The 16,579-nt window shown below is 63.6% G+C and carries 16 protein-coding genes; all 16 read right to left on the bottom strand.

The window, feature by feature from the left end:
- Nucleotides 1-222 precede the first annotated feature (222 nt).
- The 16 genes from CKO25_RS07970 to lepA all read right to left on the bottom strand — a co-directional run bounded on the left by CKO25_RS07970 (nt 223) and on the right by lepA (nt 16,486).
- Entirely contained in the window at nt 223-2,172 is a 1,950-nt protein-coding gene (locus tag CKO25_RS07970) for an RCC1 domain-containing protein (RefSeq protein ID WP_200387396.1), read from the bottom strand.
- Between the two features lie 326 nt (nt 2,173-2,498).
- Complete coding sequence (locus CKO25_RS07975) at nt 2,499-4,277, bottom strand: Wzz/FepE/Etk N-terminal domain-containing protein (RefSeq protein WP_338115089.1); 1,779 nt, start codon at nt 4,275-4,277, stop codon at nt 2,499-2,501.
- A gap of 291 nt (nt 4,278-4,568) precedes the next feature.
- Nucleotides 4,569-5,843 carry a serine--tRNA ligase gene (serS, locus tag CKO25_RS07980; RefSeq protein WP_200387397.1) on the bottom strand — a complete coding sequence of 425 codons (1,275 nt, stop codon included), beginning with the start codon at nt 5,841-5,843 and terminating at the stop codon, nt 4,569-4,571.
- Entirely contained in the window at nt 5,837-6,157 is a 321-nt protein-coding gene (locus tag CKO25_RS07985; protein ID WP_200387398.1) for a DUF190 domain-containing protein, read from the bottom strand. The genes serS and CKO25_RS07985 overlap by 7 nt, the downstream gene beginning before the upstream one ends.
- Nucleotides 6,154-6,528, bottom strand: a complete 375-nt coding sequence (crcB, locus tag CKO25_RS07990; protein WP_200387399.1) for a fluoride efflux transporter CrcB — start codon at nt 6,526-6,528, stop codon at nt 6,154-6,156. Before crcB ends, CKO25_RS07985 begins: the two co-directional genes overlap by 4 nt.
- 57 nt (nt 6,529-6,585) lie before the next feature.
- The gene (locus tag CKO25_RS07995; protein ID WP_200387400.1) at nt 6,586-7,167 is read right to left on the bottom strand and encodes a class I SAM-dependent methyltransferase; all 582 of its coding nucleotides are present in this window, start codon (nt 7,165-7,167) and stop codon (nt 6,586-6,588) included.
- Nucleotides 7,168-7,197: 30 nt separating this feature from the next.
- On the bottom strand, nt 7,198-7,812 hold the full coding sequence (locus CKO25_RS08000; RefSeq protein ID WP_200387401.1) for a hypothetical protein: 615 nt from the start codon (nt 7,810-7,812) through the stop codon (nt 7,198-7,200).
- Between the two features lie 10 nt (nt 7,813-7,822).
- The gene (locus CKO25_RS08005; RefSeq protein WP_200387402.1) at nt 7,823-8,545 is read right to left on the bottom strand and encodes an endonuclease III domain-containing protein; all 723 of its coding nucleotides are present in this window, start codon (nt 8,543-8,545) and stop codon (nt 7,823-7,825) included.
- A 12-nt stretch (nt 8,546-8,557) separates the two neighbouring features.
- Nucleotides 8,558-9,844: a GlgC family sugar phosphate nucleotidyltransferase gene (locus CKO25_RS08010; RefSeq protein WP_200387403.1), complete on the bottom strand. Its 1,287-nt coding sequence runs from the start codon at nt 9,842-9,844 to the stop codon at nt 8,558-8,560.
- A 161-nt stretch (nt 9,845-10,005) separates the two neighbouring features.
- Nucleotides 10,006-10,794 carry a pyridoxine 5'-phosphate synthase gene (pdxJ, locus tag CKO25_RS08015; protein WP_200387404.1) on the bottom strand — a complete coding sequence of 263 codons (789 nt, stop codon included), beginning with the start codon at nt 10,792-10,794 and terminating at the stop codon, nt 10,006-10,008.
- 98 nt (nt 10,795-10,892) lie between these two features.
- Nucleotides 10,893-11,654 (bottom strand): DNA repair protein RecO, encoded by a 762-nt coding sequence (gene recO, locus CKO25_RS08020; protein WP_338115090.1) that lies wholly within the window; start codon nt 11,652-11,654, stop codon nt 10,893-10,895.
- Nucleotides 11,655-11,663: 9 nt separating this feature from the next.
- Nucleotides 11,664-12,578, bottom strand: coding sequence for a GTPase Era (era, locus tag CKO25_RS08025; RefSeq protein ID WP_200387405.1), 915 nt, complete (start codon nt 12,576-12,578; stop codon nt 11,664-11,666).
- Entirely contained in the window at nt 12,571-13,263 is a 693-nt protein-coding gene (gene rnc, locus CKO25_RS08030) for a ribonuclease III (protein ID WP_338115091.1), read from the bottom strand. The genes era and rnc overlap by 8 nt, the downstream gene beginning before the upstream one ends.
- A 10-nt stretch (nt 13,264-13,273) precedes the next feature.
- Nucleotides 13,274-13,657, bottom strand: coding sequence for a DUF4845 domain-containing protein (locus CKO25_RS08035; protein ID WP_200387406.1), 384 nt, complete (start codon nt 13,655-13,657; stop codon nt 13,274-13,276).
- Between the two features lie 42 nt (nt 13,658-13,699).
- On the bottom strand, nt 13,700-14,527 hold the full coding sequence (lepB, locus tag CKO25_RS08040; RefSeq protein ID WP_200387407.1) for a signal peptidase I: 828 nt from the start codon (nt 14,525-14,527) through the stop codon (nt 13,700-13,702).
- Nucleotides 14,528-14,680: 153 nt separating this feature from the next.
- Nucleotides 14,681-16,486 carry a translation elongation factor 4 gene (gene lepA / locus CKO25_RS08045; RefSeq protein ID WP_200387408.1) on the bottom strand — a complete coding sequence of 602 codons (1,806 nt, stop codon included), beginning with the start codon at nt 16,484-16,486 and terminating at the stop codon, nt 14,681-14,683.
- Nucleotides 16,487-16,579: the final 93 nt, after the last annotated feature.

Here is a 16,579-nt window from a genome sequence, read left to right on the forward strand (position 1 = left end):
ACTCCAGGAACGAGACCGGAATCGAGAAGGGTCTTGCATCAGGGGACAGATGAGAATCCGGGCAGTTCCATCTTCATTCGCTCACGACCCCAAGGAAGAGATCGCGGCCCCTCTCGTTGGAGGCTGGATCGACGACCAGCCCATGGATGAAGTGAAACACCAAGCCCAGTCCTGCTCGATCGACCGCCTCGGCGGATCCGCGACCCTGACGTGCGAGGTGTGCTAGGGCGTGCGCACCGCCACGCTGGTCGCCCCGACCGTTGCCCCACTGGCAGCGAAACGCAGGAACAGCCGGTTGCGCGCCGGATCAAAGGGCACGGCACGACCCGTCCCCGTCACCACCACCGTGAAGGTCAGCGACTGACCAGCCGCTGCCGAACGCGTCAGGGCCGTACCACACTCTACGAAACCGCCACGGGCATCCGTCTCGCAGACTTGTAACCGCAGCGGCAGGCCGGCACCGCCATCATCCGCGGTGATTCGGACCGTCCCCGTCCGCCCGATGTTGACCGCCGCCGCCGCAAAGGCAGCCGTGCCGCTCTGACTGGGCAGGCGCACCACGCCATCGCCGCTCGGGGTCACCCCAATCGCCAACAGGTCCACCGGCGCCGCGCTCGTCGCCGTCAGCAAAAAGGTATTCAGACCCCGCTGCGAGGCGGCCGGCGCGGTGTTGGCACAGTCGAAGACCAACGCCAGATCCCGGCCTGAAAACGCCGCGCGCGGAATCACCGCAAAGTAGAATCCCTGGGTCGCCCCCGGGGCGATGTCCACCGGCGTGTTCGCCTGCCCCACCAACTCGTTCGCCGCGTTGGTGGTCTGATACAAGAACCCCGCGTTCACCCCGCCCGGCAACGCCAACGAACAACTCCGCGCCGTCTCGCCACCCGTGTTGATGACACTCGCAAAGGCGGTCGCCGGCTGATTCACCGCCACCGCCCGTGCCGAGGGTAAGACCGCGGCGTTCAAGACCTGTCGCGGACTGGGTTCAGCCCCCACGATCGCCCGTGGTCCGGGGCGTCCGCTCTGTGTTCCGTCACCCAGTTGACCTTCCTCGTTGTTGCCCCAACTCCACAAACTGCCATCATCGCGGATCGCAAGGCTATGATTCGTCCCAGCGGCCATGGCCACGACCCGATCGAGGATCGACACGGGTCCGGGTCGATGCGTCACCGAGCCATCCCCGAGTTCGCCGTGTTGATTGCTACCCCACGCCCAGAGGGCGCCCTGACGCGTTAAGGCGAGGCTGTGTCCGGACCCTGCCGATAAGGCGACGAACTCAGTCGTTGGGCGTGACTGCTTTGGCGTCAGCGTTGGTGCCATTGACACCGAGCCATTCCCCAGTTGTCCCCAAAAATTCGCGCCCCACGCCCAGAGGCTGCCATCGTTGCGTAAGGCGAGGCTGTGGCTTTCCCCTGCCGCGACCGCGACCGTCCCGGTGAGCACCTGAGTCGGTCTCGCTCTGCGGTTGGTGGTGCCGTCTCCGACCTGACCGCTCCCGTTCTCACCCCAAGCCCAGAGTCGCCCATCGGCCGTCACGGCCAGGGCGTGCATCGATCCGGCCGAGATCGCGACCACGTCATCAAGGATTCGCACCGGACGCAGTTGATCGCTGGTGGTGCCATCGCCCAGTTGGCCCGCGGCATTCCAGCCCCATGCCCAGAGCGTCCCATCGCCTTTGAGCGCAAAACTGCTCCAGCCCATCGCCTGGACGGCAATGACATCCGTCAGGGGAATCCGCACGGCCCGCGTGCGATCCGTGCGCGTCCCGTCACCCAACTGACCGGACTCGTTCTTGCCCCAGGCCCAAACGGCACCATCTCGGTTCAGGCCGAGACTGTGCGCCGTTCCGGTGGCAACGGCCATCAGGCCACTGCCGACCGCGGTAGGCGATAAGCGGTCCTGCGTCGTCCCATCACCGAGCTGTCCCCAATAGTTCAAGCCCCAGGCCCAGAGTCGGCCGTCACTGCCCACGAACAGGCTGTGCTCGTCCGCATCGAGTCGTTGCATCGTGGCGGCCAGAGCCGGACTTGCCACGGTTGGCATGGCCGCCGCCTCCGGGAACCAGCCCCCACCCCACCCGCCAAGCCCCCAACTCAAGCCGCCGAGCAGCAGCAGGCCACGCAGAGTCTTGATGCGCTTGGTCAGACGACGGAGGGGGTGGGGATAGGCCATGTTTCGGACTCGTTTCGAACTGACTGAACCGCTCACCGGACCACCTCCGGCTGATGCTGAAAGGATCCCATATCGCGCGCGAATAGGCGAAACAGAGACCCAAAAAACCTGGATGATCGGCTTGTTTCGGGTTGGTCAGTGGTCGCGGGAGTCTCGGCGGCAAGGATGCCGCCGTGAAGCCTCCAAGGATGGATTCACGGCGCCCCCGCGACCGTTGACCGACCCGCAACTGAAACCGAACCTCATTCGTGATCTGGTCGAGCAAACCCACCGCCGCGGCCACGACCCACGGCGGGCCCGCTCCGCCCACCTGACCCAGCGCTGGATCAGGTGGGAAATTGCGCCAATGAGGTCAGCGAATCGAGGACCTGGAACCACAAGACGTCCAGCGGGCGCACAAAGGTATCGACCGCGATGGCCGCGCCGGCAATCGTCGCGAACGCGACCACCCCATAGGCGATCCGTCGGTACCGCGTTTGGCGCCGATCCGCATCCGTGCGAATAACGGGCATGATCGCCAGCGGCGGCGCGCCGGTGATCTCCTTGACCACCTGAATCGAATAGACCCCGTCGTCCAAGGCTTCGCGGACCCCCAAAACCCCTGCGCCCGTCCCAACGGCGACCACAAAACCGACCAAGGCCAACAACTTGCGATTCGGGCTATAGGGCTGTTCGGGAACGAGCGGCGGCTCGATCAAGGTGAACCGTTCCCCTTTCCGCTCACTTTCGAGCGATTCAGCCAATGCGGCCTCGAGATGCCGTCTGCGGACCTGGGCATACCGCTCGAGCGCCCCCTCATGGTCGCGCGTGATCAAACGATACTCACGTTCAACCTTCGGGGCCTCGGAGATGCGCGTTTCCAGATCAATCAGACGTGCTTCCAAGTCGGCTCGGGTCTGTCTGAGCGAATTGATCTTCGACTGATTGGCGTTCCATTGTGCCTGCAATTGGATGAACGCAGGGTTGTCCGCGTCACCGACTCCGATCGTCATTTCCAAGGGTTCGAAACCAGCCCCGGCATTCGCCGCGATCCGGGCCCGGGTCTCGGTGATCTGCCGCTCCAGCGAGGTCACATCCGGGTGTTCACTGGAGTAACGGGACCGGAGCCGCGCCAGCTCATTCTGCTGTTCGGTCAGGAGGCGGCGAATGTCGCGATCATCACGCCGCCCAACCTCCTGACGCAGCAGATCGATTTCCCGCTCGATCGCGAGTCGGTCGGGATGCACACTCGAATAGCGTGAGCTGTAGGTCAAGAACTCCGTTTCCAGCATGCGCAAACGATCCGCCGGACTCAGGATGCGTTCGCCCGTCGAGCTGTACATTGCACTGTAAGGGTTGACCTTCGTCAATTCAGACTGAAGGAACACCTGATTCGTCTCGAGCGAGCGTAATTCCTGATCGATCTGTCGGATGCTGTCATCGGTTCGTTGCAGGAGCTGCAAATTCACCTGCATCATTTCCGGCACCGAGTCGCCATGCTCTTCTTTGAAGAGCGCCAGCCGCGCCTCGAGTTCGCTGACCTGCTCGGCAAGTTTCAGTGACTCCTGCTCGAGGAAGCGGGAGGCCTCCTCGGCCGTGCGCCGACGTTCCCGGATGTTCTCATCCAAGAACAACGACACGATGTCGTTGGCGACCCGTTGCGCCATCACCGGCGATTGGGAGCTGTAGGCGACGGAGAAGGCGATCGTAGCCGAGCCCGCGCGGCCACTCTGCGGATCGACGACATCCGCGCTGATCATCTTGATCTCGATATCCCGGCGGATTCGCTCCACCGCGCTCGCGATACCGCGATCGACCCGCAACTCCGGGTAGAGGTCATGGCGTTCGATGATCTGGCGCAGGTTCGCCGTCGTCATGACGCGCTGACGAATCACCTGAACACGCTGGTCTGCGTAGCTCGTGACGGTCGAGCGAACCAAGTCGACGGGGATCTCTTGCTGTTCGATCAAGATGATCGCGCTCGACTGATACTTCGTTGGCAATTTCACCACCACCGTGATGGCCAGGATGAAGACCAGCACGACGGGGATGAGGAACTGCCACTTGCGGCGGATCAAGGTCGCGACATAGTCGCTGAGATCCACGGTATTGTTTTCGATTTGCACCCTGCGTGACCTCTCAATCCCCACCAACCCGACTGAACCGCATCCACCCGGGCATCCCCGTGATCATCGCGCCAGCCTGATGCGCACCACATGACTGTTCGACACATGAAGTCGAGCAAGCGTTCGCGCACACTGGCCTGGTCGTGGCTGAGAACTGAAGAGGCGGGGCGCCGGGCTGGTCGCGCCCCGTTGCGCTCCGGACGTTCGTCTTACACGAGTTTATCAGCCGCCTCGGCCGATCATGCTGGCCTCCTGTTGTGTCGAGTGTTGAGTGACACCGCGGGGCACATGCTACCCGAGGACCTCCTGACCACCAAGGTAAGGACGCAGCACCTCGGGGAGTTGGATGCGCCCGTCCGCTTTTTGATAGTTTTCCAGGATGGCGACCAGGGTCCGTCCGACCGCGAGACCCGAGCCGTTGAGGGTATGGACCAGCTCGGGCTTGCCGGTCTCGGAATTGCGCCAGCGCGCCTGCAGACGACGCGCCTGGAAATCACTGTAGGTGCTACAGGATGAGATCTCGCGATAGGTCTGTTGGCCAGGCAGCCAGACCTCGAGGTCGTAGGTCTTGCTGGCCCCGAATCCAAGGTCACCCGCACAGAGACTGACCACCCGATAGGCGAGGCCGAGACGCTGCAGGATGGTCTCGGCGTGGCCGGTCAGCGCCTCGAGTGCCTGCAACGACTCCCGCGGACGCACCACCTGTACCAGTTCCACCTTCTCGAACTGATGTTGGCGAATCATGCCGCGGGTATCCTTACCGTAAGATCCGGCCTCGCTGCGAAAACAAGGGGTGTGGGCCACCCATTTGCGTGGGAGTTCACCCTCATCCAGGATGAGATCGCGCACCAGGTTGGTCACCGGAACCTCGGCGGTCGGGATCAGGTAGAAGTCGCGCTCGCCCGGGACCTTGAAGAGATCGGCCGCGAATTTCGGCAACTGTCCCGTGCCGAGAAGACTGTCGGTGTTGACCAGATAGGGCACATAGACTTCCTTGTAGCCGTGCTCCTCGGTGTGGGTATCGAGCATGAACTGGATCAGGGCCCGGTGCAGCCGTGCCAAGGGACCACTCAAGACCACGAAGCGCGACCCCGTGACCTTGGCGGCCAGGTCGAAGTCCATCCAGCCATTGAAGGCCCCGAGATCAACGTGATCACGTGGCTCGAAGCTGAAACTCGGCGGCTCGCCCCACCGGCGTTCCTCGCGATTGTCGCGCTCGTCACGCCCGTCCGGCACACTGGGATCGGGCAGGTTCGGCAGCTCTAGGCCGATCTGCTCGAGTTCACCCTGGATCGCATCGAGCCGGGTCTCGGCGGTCGCGAGACGCGCACCGAGATCCGCCACCTCGGCGAGCAAGGGCGCGATGTCACCACCGGCTCCCTTGACCTTGCCGATCGCCTTGGAGCGGCTGTTGCGTTCGCCGCGCAGGGACTCGACCTCGACCTGTCGTTGCTTGCGTTCACGCTCCAAGTCCTCGATCCGCGCCTGGTCGAGGACCAGTCCGCGACGAGCGAGATGCATGGCGACCTCATCCAATTCGGTCCGCAACAAGCGTGGGTCTAACATGCGGGATCCTCTGATGCGATAGTGGCCGGCCAGGATACGATATGATCCGGTGGGACGAAATCCCGAATCCGCGCAATCGCGGCCTCGACGCGCTCCGGTCGATCGAAGAACTCGACAACCAAGGGAAGATCGAGCGACAGATCCAGCAGCGAGGACCCACGATGTTGGCCGGACGGCCCGTAGCCCTCGATGCCCCGCAGCACGGTAACGCCACGGACCTTGAGGTCTACAAGCAAGAGCTTCAGCAGTGGTTTCAGGAGGTGCTGCGACTCCGCGAGATAGATGCGCACCATCAGCACGGCCTCATGATTCATAGGCTTCTTCCCAGTAACACCCCCGCCCAGCAGACCAGGACGCACAACCAGACGCTTAAGACCATGTTCCAGAAGGCCGCGAGCATCGCCCCCTGCTCGAGCAAATTCAGCGTTTCGATCGAAAAGGTGGAGAAGGTCGTGAAGGCGCCGAGCACGCCGATCAGAATCGCCGAGCGCCACTCCGGGGCGAGATTGAAGCGCTCCAGGAAGAGCACGAACAACAAGCCCATCAGGAACGAGCCGAGCACGTTCACCGCCAGCGTCCCCCACGGAAACCCACGGCCCAGCACGGCATAGACCGCATTCGACATTCCATAGCGGGCAAGCGCTCCGAGTGCGCCTCCAGCGGCGATGACGATGATCTGCAACATGCGCCCTCCTTCCGCGGGGTCGGGATCAGTCCGGACCGCTCCCGTCCGGCGCGAGACTCAGGACTTCAGTAGGGCCATGCTGAAGTCGCTGGCCAGGTAGCCCTCCCGCAGCCGGTGCGTCGCCCCCAGTTCCTCGGCCAGTCCCATCAGATCCCGCGGTTGTTGAAAATTATAACTGCCCGGTCCGTCCTGACCCTTCAGCAGATTGAAAACGAAGCCCGCGCGCGACGCCGCGAAACACTGCCGGATGAAGCGCCAGGTCTCCTCCCGGGTCAGATTGTTCATGGCGCCGCTACAGACATAGTAGTCGGCGACGGGCAAGCGATCGTTCAACACATCGCAGCAGCGGATCTCGCAACCGGTGCGCCGCCGCGCCACCTCGACCATGGGCTCCATCAGGTCCAATCCAAGGTAGTGCCCGGGCTCATCGGCGCGGCGTGCGAGGAAGCGATGGAAGTCGCCAAAACCACAGCCGGCATCCACCAACCGCAGCGTCGAGAGATCCTCCGGGAGCAGTCCGCGAAGGATTTCGAAGCGTAATGCCTGGGTTTGACTGGACTGCCATTGCACGCCTTTCGCGGTCTCGCCGTGCGAGGCCAGTGAGTCCAGGTAGAAGCGTGCCGTGTCGAGTCTCGGCATGGTTGTCTGCCCCCGCTGAGTCGAGGTGGATCAGATCCGCGAAAGGCTATGGATGGCCGAGATCGCCGCGTCTCCCGCCGCATCGATGTCGGCCTCGCGCCCGGCCAGGGTGAGACGACCGAAGGCGCCAACGGCACGCACATCGATCAGGGTGACACTGGCCGCCTTCTCCGCCTCGTTCGCGGCATAGACGATGTAGCCGGCCGGCTCGGTTTCGAGAAAGAACATGCTCTGGCCGGGCAGAATCATGGAGCCGCGGCGATCCTGGCGGTTGATGAGCACCGCATGATCCGGCGTGATCGAGCGGATCGTCTCCTTCCAGGCGATGCGGCAGGCCTTGCGCGCGCTCTCGGTGGCATGCAAGGCATTGAGCACGGCGCGACCGGCATCCATCACATCGCTCTGATCCCGATGATGGATGACCATGGAGCCGAAGGCACGCTCGACCACCTGTTGTCCGAGATGGACACGGGTCGATTTCAATGCGATATCGGTCAAGCGGTGAACGGCCATCCCAGGCGCGACCTCGAGCCAGAGACAGGCGTCGCCCGGGACCGGCAAGAACCCTTGGGAGACGGTGCCGAGATACTCAGCCAACTGCGGCTGCAGCGAATCAATGAAGACGTAGGTCCGAAGCTCGATCATGGAGACTCTTTTATTCGTCGAATGGGGTCGGCCCGCGATGACGCGCGCGCGCCAGGTCAGTCTCGGGCGATGGGTCCAGCGAATCACTGGAGGCCGCGGCACAGAGCGACGCCACGGCACAGAGCCCACAGCGCGGGCGCTGACGACAAACCGTCTTTCCCTGGGACACGATGAGCGCATGGTACTCCTTGAACAGGTCAACGTCAGGCCCGAGCGCCTGTTCGAAGGCATGACGAATCGACTCGTAGCCCGGTTTGCCCGGCAACAGACCAAGACGCGAGAACAGGCGTCGGGTGTAGGCATCGACGACGAACACCGGACGGTCGAAGGCATAGAGCAGGATGTCGTCAGCGGTTTCGGGGCCGATTCCCTTCACGGCTAGGAGCCAGGTTCGGAGGCTGTGGGTGTCACGCGCGGCGAGCGCCGAGAAACCTCCCCCGGCCTCATAGGCGGAACAAAAGGCGCGCACGCGCATGGTCTTCAGATGGTAATAGCCCGAGGGGCGCAGCGCCTCGGCCAGTTCCGGCTCGGCCAGCGCGAGGATCGCCGCCGCGGTCAGTGGCACGCGCGCACGCAAGCGGGTCAAGGCCCGCTCCACGTTCGTCCAAGCCGTGTTTTGCGTCAGGATCGCGCCGATCATGACCTCGAAGGCCGACTCGGCCGGCCACCACTGTTGCGGACCGAAGTGCGCGAGCAGCCGGGCATGGATCGCCCGCAGGGCCAGTTGTTCCATGCGGATGGACGCTCAGCCGCTCGCCTGCTGATCGATCTTGGTGACCACCACCACTCCCTGCGGGGAGACGCAGAAGCGCTCCCGATCCGCCTTGAGGTCGAATCCGATCCGCATCCCGCGCGGAATCTCAACGCCCTTCTCCACGATACAGTTGCGCAGGTGCGCACCCTCGCCGACGACTACGCCGGTGAAGAGGATCGAGGCCTCGACGATCGCGCCATCATTGACCCGCACCCGGGGGAACAGGATGGAATGATTCACCCCGCCCCCGCTGATCACGGTGCCGGCCGCCAGCATGGAGTTCACGAAGATCCCCTCGTTCCCGCTGCGCGTGCCCGGCACTGTCCGTGCCGGGGGATACTGGCCCTGATGGGTGTGGATGGTCCACTCGGCTTGGTAGAGATCGAGCGGCGGCTCGGCGCGCAACAGGCCCATGTTCGCCTGGTAGTAGGCATCGACAGAGGCGAGATCACACCAATAGCGATCGGGCGTCACCCGGCCACGCGCTTGTCCGAAACGATAGGCCTGGACCTGATGGAGACTGGTCAGCGGGGCCACGACGTCGAGTGCCAGATCGGTATCGGGAAGCGTCCCGCCAGCGGCTTGACGGCGCTGATCGTAGCGCGTCATCTCCTCGATCAGAAAACGCCGATCGAAGACGAAAACGCCCATGGTCTCGAACTGTTCGGGCTGCTCGTCGTCCTCCAGATCCATCTCCGCGCGCACGCCGAAGCGGCTTCCGGAACCGCCCGGATCGCCGACCGGGGGCCTGAATCCAAGAATATGCTCCCGCTCACCCAGCTCGACGCCGGCCTGGGTGCCAGAGCCGGCTCCCCGCACGGCCCGCACGGCCACGGTGACCGCGGCCCCACTGTCGGCATGCGCCTGGACCAGCTCGGCGTAATCCATGCGATAGACCACCCCACCATCCAAGATCAGGATGCGTTCGGCCTGACTGCGCTCGATCAGATAGCGGTTCTGCCGGATCGCATCGAAGGGTCCGGCATACCAGTCCTGGCTCTCGCGCATCTGCGGCGGCACCGGCGTGATGAACTCGCGCAGCTCGGGGTTGAAGATCGACCACCCGTCGCGCAGGTGTTTATGGAGTGAATGGCTTTTGTACTGCGTCAGGACAAGAACCTGCCGCAGACCCGAGTGCAAACAGTTGGCGAGCGTGAAATCAATGACCCGGTACTTGCCACCGAAAGGCACGGCAGCCTTCGTACGGTGCTCGGTCAGGGGCGCGGACCCGACGCCGCGATCGATGGCCAGGATGAGGATGAGTGTCTCTTTGGACATGGCAACGGATCGAATCAGTCGACAGGACCCCGCGTCCCACCGCACAGTCTAGCTGGGAGGACAACGCAAATGCCAGTGGACTCAGCGGGGTTCGCTCCGAGCCACTGCACCAGGTGGCTGCTTCGGGCCCCGCGCACCAGGAGCGGCCTGCGCGGCCGGGATCAGGCGCCGCGGGCAGGGCTCGTCACGCCCGGGCGGGGATCCGCGGCGCAGGCCGCGTCGATCACGGCCTTCATATCGCGAACCGCGCCATCGAGGCCGGAGAAGATGGCGCGCGCCACGATGGAATGGCCGATATTGAGTTCGCGCACACCAGGAATCGCCGCGATCGCCTTAACGTTGTGATAATCGAGCCCGTGCCCGGCATTCACCTGCAGGCCGAGCGACCGGCCCAAGTCGACGGCACGGCGAATCCGCTCAAGTTCCACCGCGCGGGCCACCGGCGAGACCGCATCGGCATAATGGCCGGTATGGATCTCGATCACGGGTGCGCCAATCGCCTGCGCGGCCTCGATCTGCGCCGGCTCGGCGTCGATGAAGAGTGAGACGCGCACGCCCGCCTCGGCCAATTGCGCGCAGAAATCTCGCAGGTGATCACGCTGCGCCACGACGTCCAGCCCCCCTTCGGTGGTGAGTTCCTCGCGCCGCTCCGGCACTAGGCAGCAGTCCGCCGGTGTCACCCGGCAGGCGATCGCGCCCATCTCCCGGGTCGCCGCCATTTCGAGGTTCATGCGGGTCTGGAGGATGCCGCAGAGCAACTCGACATCGCGCTCTTGGATGTGGCGACGATCCTCGCGCAAATGCAAGGTGATGGAATCGGCACCCGCTTGTTCCGCGACCAAGGCCGCTTGGATCGGCTCTGGATAACGGGTTCCACGCGCACGCCGAATGGTCGCGACATGATCGATATTGACGCCGAGCAGGACGCCGGTGACGGTTTCGTGATGCACGATGGCCAGGCTCCGAATGCAAGAGTACGGGACAGCGAGTGGTGAGCTTGGGGATCTCAGCACACCCGAAATGGGGTTGGCGCGGCCGCACGGGTGGATCAGTGATCCGGATGCGACCTAACGCGCGATGCAGGTTCACCGCGGTTCCAGCGACGAAAGAGTTCGCGAGTGCGCAAGGGTTTCCCGCCAAGATGGGGTTCCAACAGGGCGCGCAACAGGGCGCGTGCCTCCCGCCGCTGCGAGGGCGTCAGCTCGACACCGCCGCCTCCCAAGGACCTCAAGGCCAAGAGGGTCGCACCCGCGACCCGAATGCCGCCCTCCTCGCCCTCGCCATGCGCGCTCTGGAGTTGGCCGGTCTGGAAGCGATACTGACGCCCACTCACGACCGGCGCTCCCGCCGCGTCGACATCCAATGCCAGTCCATAGCCGAGTTCATCGAGAAGTTGCAGTTCGAATCGCCGCAACGTGGCGTCGAGGGACGCACCCGCCCCTAATGCCACCAGCGCGGCATGATAGAGGGCGAATACCGCGTCATGGGGGTCCTCCCGACCGAGGAGACGAACCAGGAGTTCGTTCAGATAGAAGCCACACAAGAGGGCATCATCCTGGAGCGCAATCGCGGGACCAGCCGCCTCCACCCGCGTCAAGGTCAGCACCTCACCGCGCCCGACCGCACCCAGCCAGAGCGGCTGAAAGGGCTGCAGCAAGGCACTCAGCGGCTGGCGTGGGCGACGCGCGCCCTTGGCAATGGCCGGGAAGCGACCACGCCCGAGCGCGAACACCTCCAGCAGCAAACTGGTGTCGCCATAATCGCGCCGGTGCAGCACCATGGCCTGGAACAGGGCGTTCGCGGCACCCACGGTCGCTGATCACCGTACTCCGTGGTCGTCGCCATAACCGAGCTGGCCGAGCGCGGCCTCATCACTCGACCAACTGCTCTTCACCTTCACCCAGACCTCGAGATGCACCGGGCAGCCTAAGACCTTTTGCATCTCGAGGCGGGCTTGGGTCGCCGCCGCCTTGAGGGCCTCACCCTGACGCCCGATGATGATGCCCTTTTGACTCGCTCGCTCGACCCAGATCAGGGCATGGATCCGGTAGCGGCCATCGAGTTCCTCGAACCGCTCGATTTGCACGGTGGTCCGATATGGGAGTTCCTCGCCATAGCGCTGGACGAGTTGCTCGCGCAACAGTTCGGCGGCGAAGAAGCGCTCGGAGCGATCGGTGATCTGATCCTCGGGAAAGACCGGCGCCCCCTCGGGCAAGGCACGCAGCAAGGCCTGTTCGAGAGGCTCCATCTGGTCGCCACGGGTGGCGGAGACGGGGATGAGATCCAGAAAGGCATAGCGTGCGCTCAATGCCTGCAGTTCGGGCAACAGCACCTCCTTGTTGGCCACCCGATCGATCTTATTGATGGCCGCCACGGCGGGAACCTTCGCCTCGACGATGGCGCGCAGTGCGCCGGCGTCCTCATCGGTCCAGCGCCGGGCCTCGACCACGAAGAGCGCGAGATCCGTGTCTCCGAGCGCGGTGCGCGCGGCGCGGTTGAGATAGCGATTGAGCGCGTTGGCGCCCCGCTGATGGATCCCCGGCGTATCGACGAACAGGATCTGGCCCTCGGGGCGCGTCTTGATCCCGAGGATCGAATGACGGGTGGTCTGCGCCTTGTGCGAGGTGATGGCGAGTTTCTGCCCGATCAGCCGATTGAGCAGCGTCGATTTGCCCACGTTCGGTCGCCCGATGATGGCCACGGTCCCACAACGATGCGACAGTGCCTCAGTCATGCGCGATTTGCTCCAACATGGCCTGTGCGGCCCCTTGTTCCGCGGCCCGTCGGGTTCCGCCCGCGGCCCGGGTGACCGTCCCGGTATCGCTCAGCACACAACTGACCTCGAAGGTCTGCGCATTCTGCTCACCGCTGGTCGCGATCACGCAGTACTCGGGCAAGGGGCGGCGCTGAGCCTGCAACCACTCCTGGAGCCGCGTCTTGGGATCCTTCGTGGATTTGTTGGCATCGGTTTGCTCCAAGCGATCCGCAAAAATGTTCAAGACCAGCTGACGCGCCACATCGTAGCCCGCGTCCAGGTAGATGGCGCCCCACATCGCCTCAAAGGCATCGGACAGAATGGAGTCCCGGGCAAACCCGCCTGAACGTAATTCCCCGCCGCCCAGGCGCAAGTAGTCGCCGAGATCGAGCGCGCGCGCCAATGCGGCCAAACTCTCACGGTTGACCAGCGAGGCACGCAGCCGACTGAGGGTCCCCTCGTTCGCCGCCGGGAAACGCGTCCAGAGTGCCTCGGCAATGACCAGGCCAATCAGGGCGTCGCCGAGGAACTCGAGCCGCTCGTTGTTGCGCGCGCCCGCGCTGCGGTGCGTGAGGGCCTGCAGCAACAACTCCTCGCGCGCGAAGCGATGCCCGAACGCCCGCGCAAGCCGCGCGGGGTCGCTGGAGTGCCGATCGATGGTCACGACGCAGTGCTCACTGTGTTCTCACCTCCACCTGATCGGCGAAGGTCAAGACCGCATCAACGTTGAAAAAGAGATGTTGTCGTCGTTCATACTCGACCGCGACCTCGTAGAGGCCACCATCGGTGCGACGCACCGAAAAGTCCTGCATGGTGACCTGGTTGATATTGTTGATGCCGAGCCCGTTGCGGATCTGATCCAGGATCTCGCGCGGACCACCAGTGATCGGACGCGATGAGTCGGCGACGCCGTTCATGATGGAGCGGACGGTCCAGAACTCGGCGTACGAGGGTCCCAATTTGAACGCCAGGGACAGGAAGAAGACGATCAACGCGATGACGACGAGGATCGCCAGCATCCCCATCCCCCCTTGGCGTGCGCGCAAGCCTGCTGTCATCGTTTCCCGACTCCTCTTGCTCTTGCTCTCGGGCGTGCTCGGTTATTCAATCCCGCTCCCCAGACGCCCCCAGGCGATCGGCGAGCCATCGCGACGACCGTCCCAATGCATCCAAATGCCAAAGGCCTTACCGACCAGGTTCTCCTCCGGCACGAACCCCCAACAACGGCTGTCGTTGCTGTTGTCGCGATTATCACCCACCATGAAATACTGACCCTCGGGAACCGTGACCGGACCATAGGCGAGGAGGCGGCAACCTGGGGGTAGATCCGGCGCATTCTGCCGCGTCAGGATGCGGTGCTCAACCGAACCGAGACGCTCAAGCGCCTCGTTCGCGCCTGTCATCTCGGCCCCGGACCCGACCCCGGTATAGCGCCCAATCGGCAACTGGGGGACCGGTTCACCATTGCGATACAGGGTTTTGTTGACATACCCGATCTCATCGCCTGGAACCCCGACCACCCGCTTGATGTAGTCCACCGACGGGTCCATGGGGTATTTGAACACCGCCACATCACCGACCTCTGGATCACCGAGATCGAGAAAGCGACTGTTGAGCACGGGCCAGCGCAGACCGTAAGCGAACTTGTTCACGAGAATAAAGTCGCCGGTCAGGAGCGTCGGCATCATGGAATTCGACGGAATCCGGAAGGGCTCGACGAGAAAGGAGCGCAAGATTAACACGGCAAAAATCACCGGGAAGAAGGAGCGCGCGTACTCGACGAGAACCGGCTCCTTCAGACTCCCCTGATGCCCATCCGCGGCCGCCTGGCGACGTCGGCGCGGCGCGAACAGCCAGACATCGGCCAGCCAGATCCCGCCGGTCACGACGGATGCAAGCACCAAAAAGGCAGGAAAATCGAAATTCATGATGGGTCCGTCATGTCGTTCAGGGAATCAGGGGTCAGTCCAGGGCGTGCGTGACAGGGTTTCGCGGTGATGTTCGAGCACCCTCCCCGGTGGCCACGGGATCGGTTGGCATCACGCACGCTGCGCGCAAGCGACCCGGCCCGGGGTGACGGTCTAGGATTGATCCTTGCCGGATTGCAGCACGGCCAGGAACGCCTCCTGCGGGATCTCGACGCGCCCGACTTGCTTCATCCGCTTCTTTCCCGCCTTCTGTTTCTCCAACAGCTTGCGCTTGCGGGTCACGTCGCCCCCGTAACATTTGGCCGTGACGTTCTTGCGCAGCGCCTTCACCGTGGTGCGGGCGATGATCTTGCTGCCAATCGCGGCCTGGATCGCCACCTCGAACATCTGTCGCGGAATCAGTTCTTTCATACGCTCGGTCACATCGCGCCCGCGCGTCGGCGCGAGTGAACGGTGAACGATCGAGGACAGGGAATCGACCTTGTCACCATTGATCAAAACATCGAGCTTGACCAACTCGGCCGCCTGGAAACGCCTGAATTCGTATTCGAAGGAGGCATAACCACGACTGACCGACTTGAGACGATCGAAGAAATCGAGCACCACCTCACTCAGCGGCAGTTCATAGCTCACCTGCACCTGCCCGCCGAGATACTGGATTTGTTTTTGCACCCCTCGCTTCTCGATGCAGAGGGTGATCACCGCCCCGAGATAGTCCTGTGGCACCAGGACATGAGCCTCGATGATGGGTTCACGAATCTCCCGGATCTGCCCGGGCTCGGGCAGGTTGGCCGGGTTGTCGATCTTGATCACCTCGCCATCGGCACGCAACACCTCATAGACCACCGTGGGGGCGGTGGTGATCAGATCCAGGTTGTACTCGCGTTCGAGTCGTTCCTGGATGATCTCCATGTGCAACATGCCAAGAAACCCACAGCGAAAGCCGAACCCCAGCGCCTGCGAGACCTCGGGTTCGTAATGCAACGCCGCATCGTTGAGACGCAGCTTGGAGAGCGCCTCGCGCAGGTCCTCGTAGTCGTCGGAGATCACGGTGTAGAGACCGGCGAAGACACGGGGCCGGACTTCCTTGAAGCCAGGCAGTTTCGCCGCTGGCGCATCGGGGCGGGTGATGGTGTCGCCGACCGGGGCACCATCGATCTCCTTGATGCCGGCGATCATGTAGCCGACCTCCCCCGCACCGAGCCGCGCGCGTTCGGTCTTCTTCGGCGTGAACACCCCCACGGCGTCGACCTGTTGTGTCCGCCCGGTCGACATGATGAGGATCTTGTCGCGGCGCCGCATCTCGCCATTCATCACCCGCACCAAGGAGACGACCCCCACGTAGGGATCGAACCAGGAATCGATGATGAGGGCCTGCAGCGGTGCGTCCACATGACCCTGCGGCGGGGGAATCCGCTCTACCAGTGCCTCGAGGAGATCGGGAATGCCGAGACCTGTTTTCGCGCTCACCCGCACGGCATTTTCGGCCTCCAGACCGATGATCTCCTCGATCTCCCTGATCACGCGCTCCGGCTCGGCCGAGGGCAGATCGATCTTGTTCAAGACCGGCACGACCTCAAGTCCCTGTTCGATCGCGGTGTAACAATTCGCCACGCTTTGCGCCTCGACGCCCTGCGCCGCGTCCACCACCAGCAAGGCGCCCTCGCAAGCGGCCAGCGAGCGCGAAACTTCGTAGGAGAAGTCGACGTGCCCGGGCGTGTCGATGAAGTTCAGTTGATAGGTCTCACCATTGCGCGCCTTGTAATCCAGCGTCACGCTTTGGGCCTTGATGGTGATGCCACGTTCGCGCTCCAGATCCATGGAGTCGAGGACCTGGCTGGACATCTCGCGGTCGCTCAGGGCGCCGCTGGTCTGGATGAAGCGATCCGCGATCGTCGATTTGCCATGATCGATGTGGGCGATGATCGAGAAATTCCGAATATGACTGAGGTCTGTCATGACGTGCAGATCGCCCGAGGACTGGAGAGGTGAGGAGCGCACGGCGCTCAGGTTGGTGCGTCGGGCGTCAGCGCATGACGCACGCGCACGAAC

Source organism: Thiocapsa imhoffii (assembly GCF_016583985.1).
Lineage (GTDB): Bacteria > Pseudomonadota > Gammaproteobacteria > Chromatiales > Chromatiaceae > Thiocapsa > Thiocapsa imhoffii.

What these genes read in the sequence shown, in the direction of transcription:
- CKO25_RS07970 (WP_200387396.1), bottom strand. Translation starts at nt 2,172, where the DNA reads ATGGCCTATCCCCACCCCCTCCGTCGTCTGACCAAGCGCATCAAGACT.
- serS (WP_200387397.1), bottom strand. Translation starts at nt 5,843, where the DNA reads ATGTTAGACCCACGCTTGTTGCGGACCGAATTGGATGAGGTCGCCATG.
- CKO25_RS07985 (WP_200387398.1), bottom strand. Translation starts at nt 6,157, where the DNA reads ATGAATCATGAGGCCGTGCTGATGGTGCGCATCTATCTCGCGGAGTCG.
- crcB (WP_200387399.1), bottom strand. Translation starts at nt 6,528, where the DNA reads ATGTTGCAGATCATCGTCATCGCCGCTGGAGGCGCACTCGGAGCGCTT.
- CKO25_RS07995 (WP_200387400.1), bottom strand. Translation starts at nt 7,167, where the DNA reads ATGCCGAGACTCGACACGGCACGCTTCTACCTGGACTCACTGGCCTCG.
- CKO25_RS08000 (WP_200387401.1), bottom strand. Translation starts at nt 7,812, where the DNA reads ATGATCGAGCTTCGGACCTACGTCTTCATTGATTCGCTGCAGCCGCAG.
- CKO25_RS08005 (WP_200387402.1), bottom strand. Translation starts at nt 8,545, where the DNA reads ATGGAACAACTGGCCCTGCGGGCGATCCATGCCCGGCTGCTCGCGCAC.
- CKO25_RS08010 (WP_200387403.1), bottom strand. Translation starts at nt 9,844, where the DNA reads ATGTCCAAAGAGACACTCATCCTCATCCTGGCCATCGATCGCGGCGTC.
- era (WP_200387405.1), bottom strand. Translation starts at nt 12,578, where the DNA reads ATGACTGAGGCACTGTCGCATCGTTGTGGGACCGTGGCCATCATCGGG.
- CKO25_RS08035 (WP_200387406.1), bottom strand. Translation starts at nt 13,657, where the DNA reads ATGACAGCAGGCTTGCGCGCACGCCAAGGGGGGATGGGGATGCTGGCG.
- lepB (WP_200387407.1), bottom strand. Translation starts at nt 14,527, where the DNA reads ATGAATTTCGATTTTCCTGCCTTTTTGGTGCTTGCATCCGTCGTGACC.
- lepA (WP_200387408.1), bottom strand. Translation starts at nt 16,486, where the DNA reads ATGACAGACCTCAGTCATATTCGGAATTTCTCGATCATCGCCCACATC.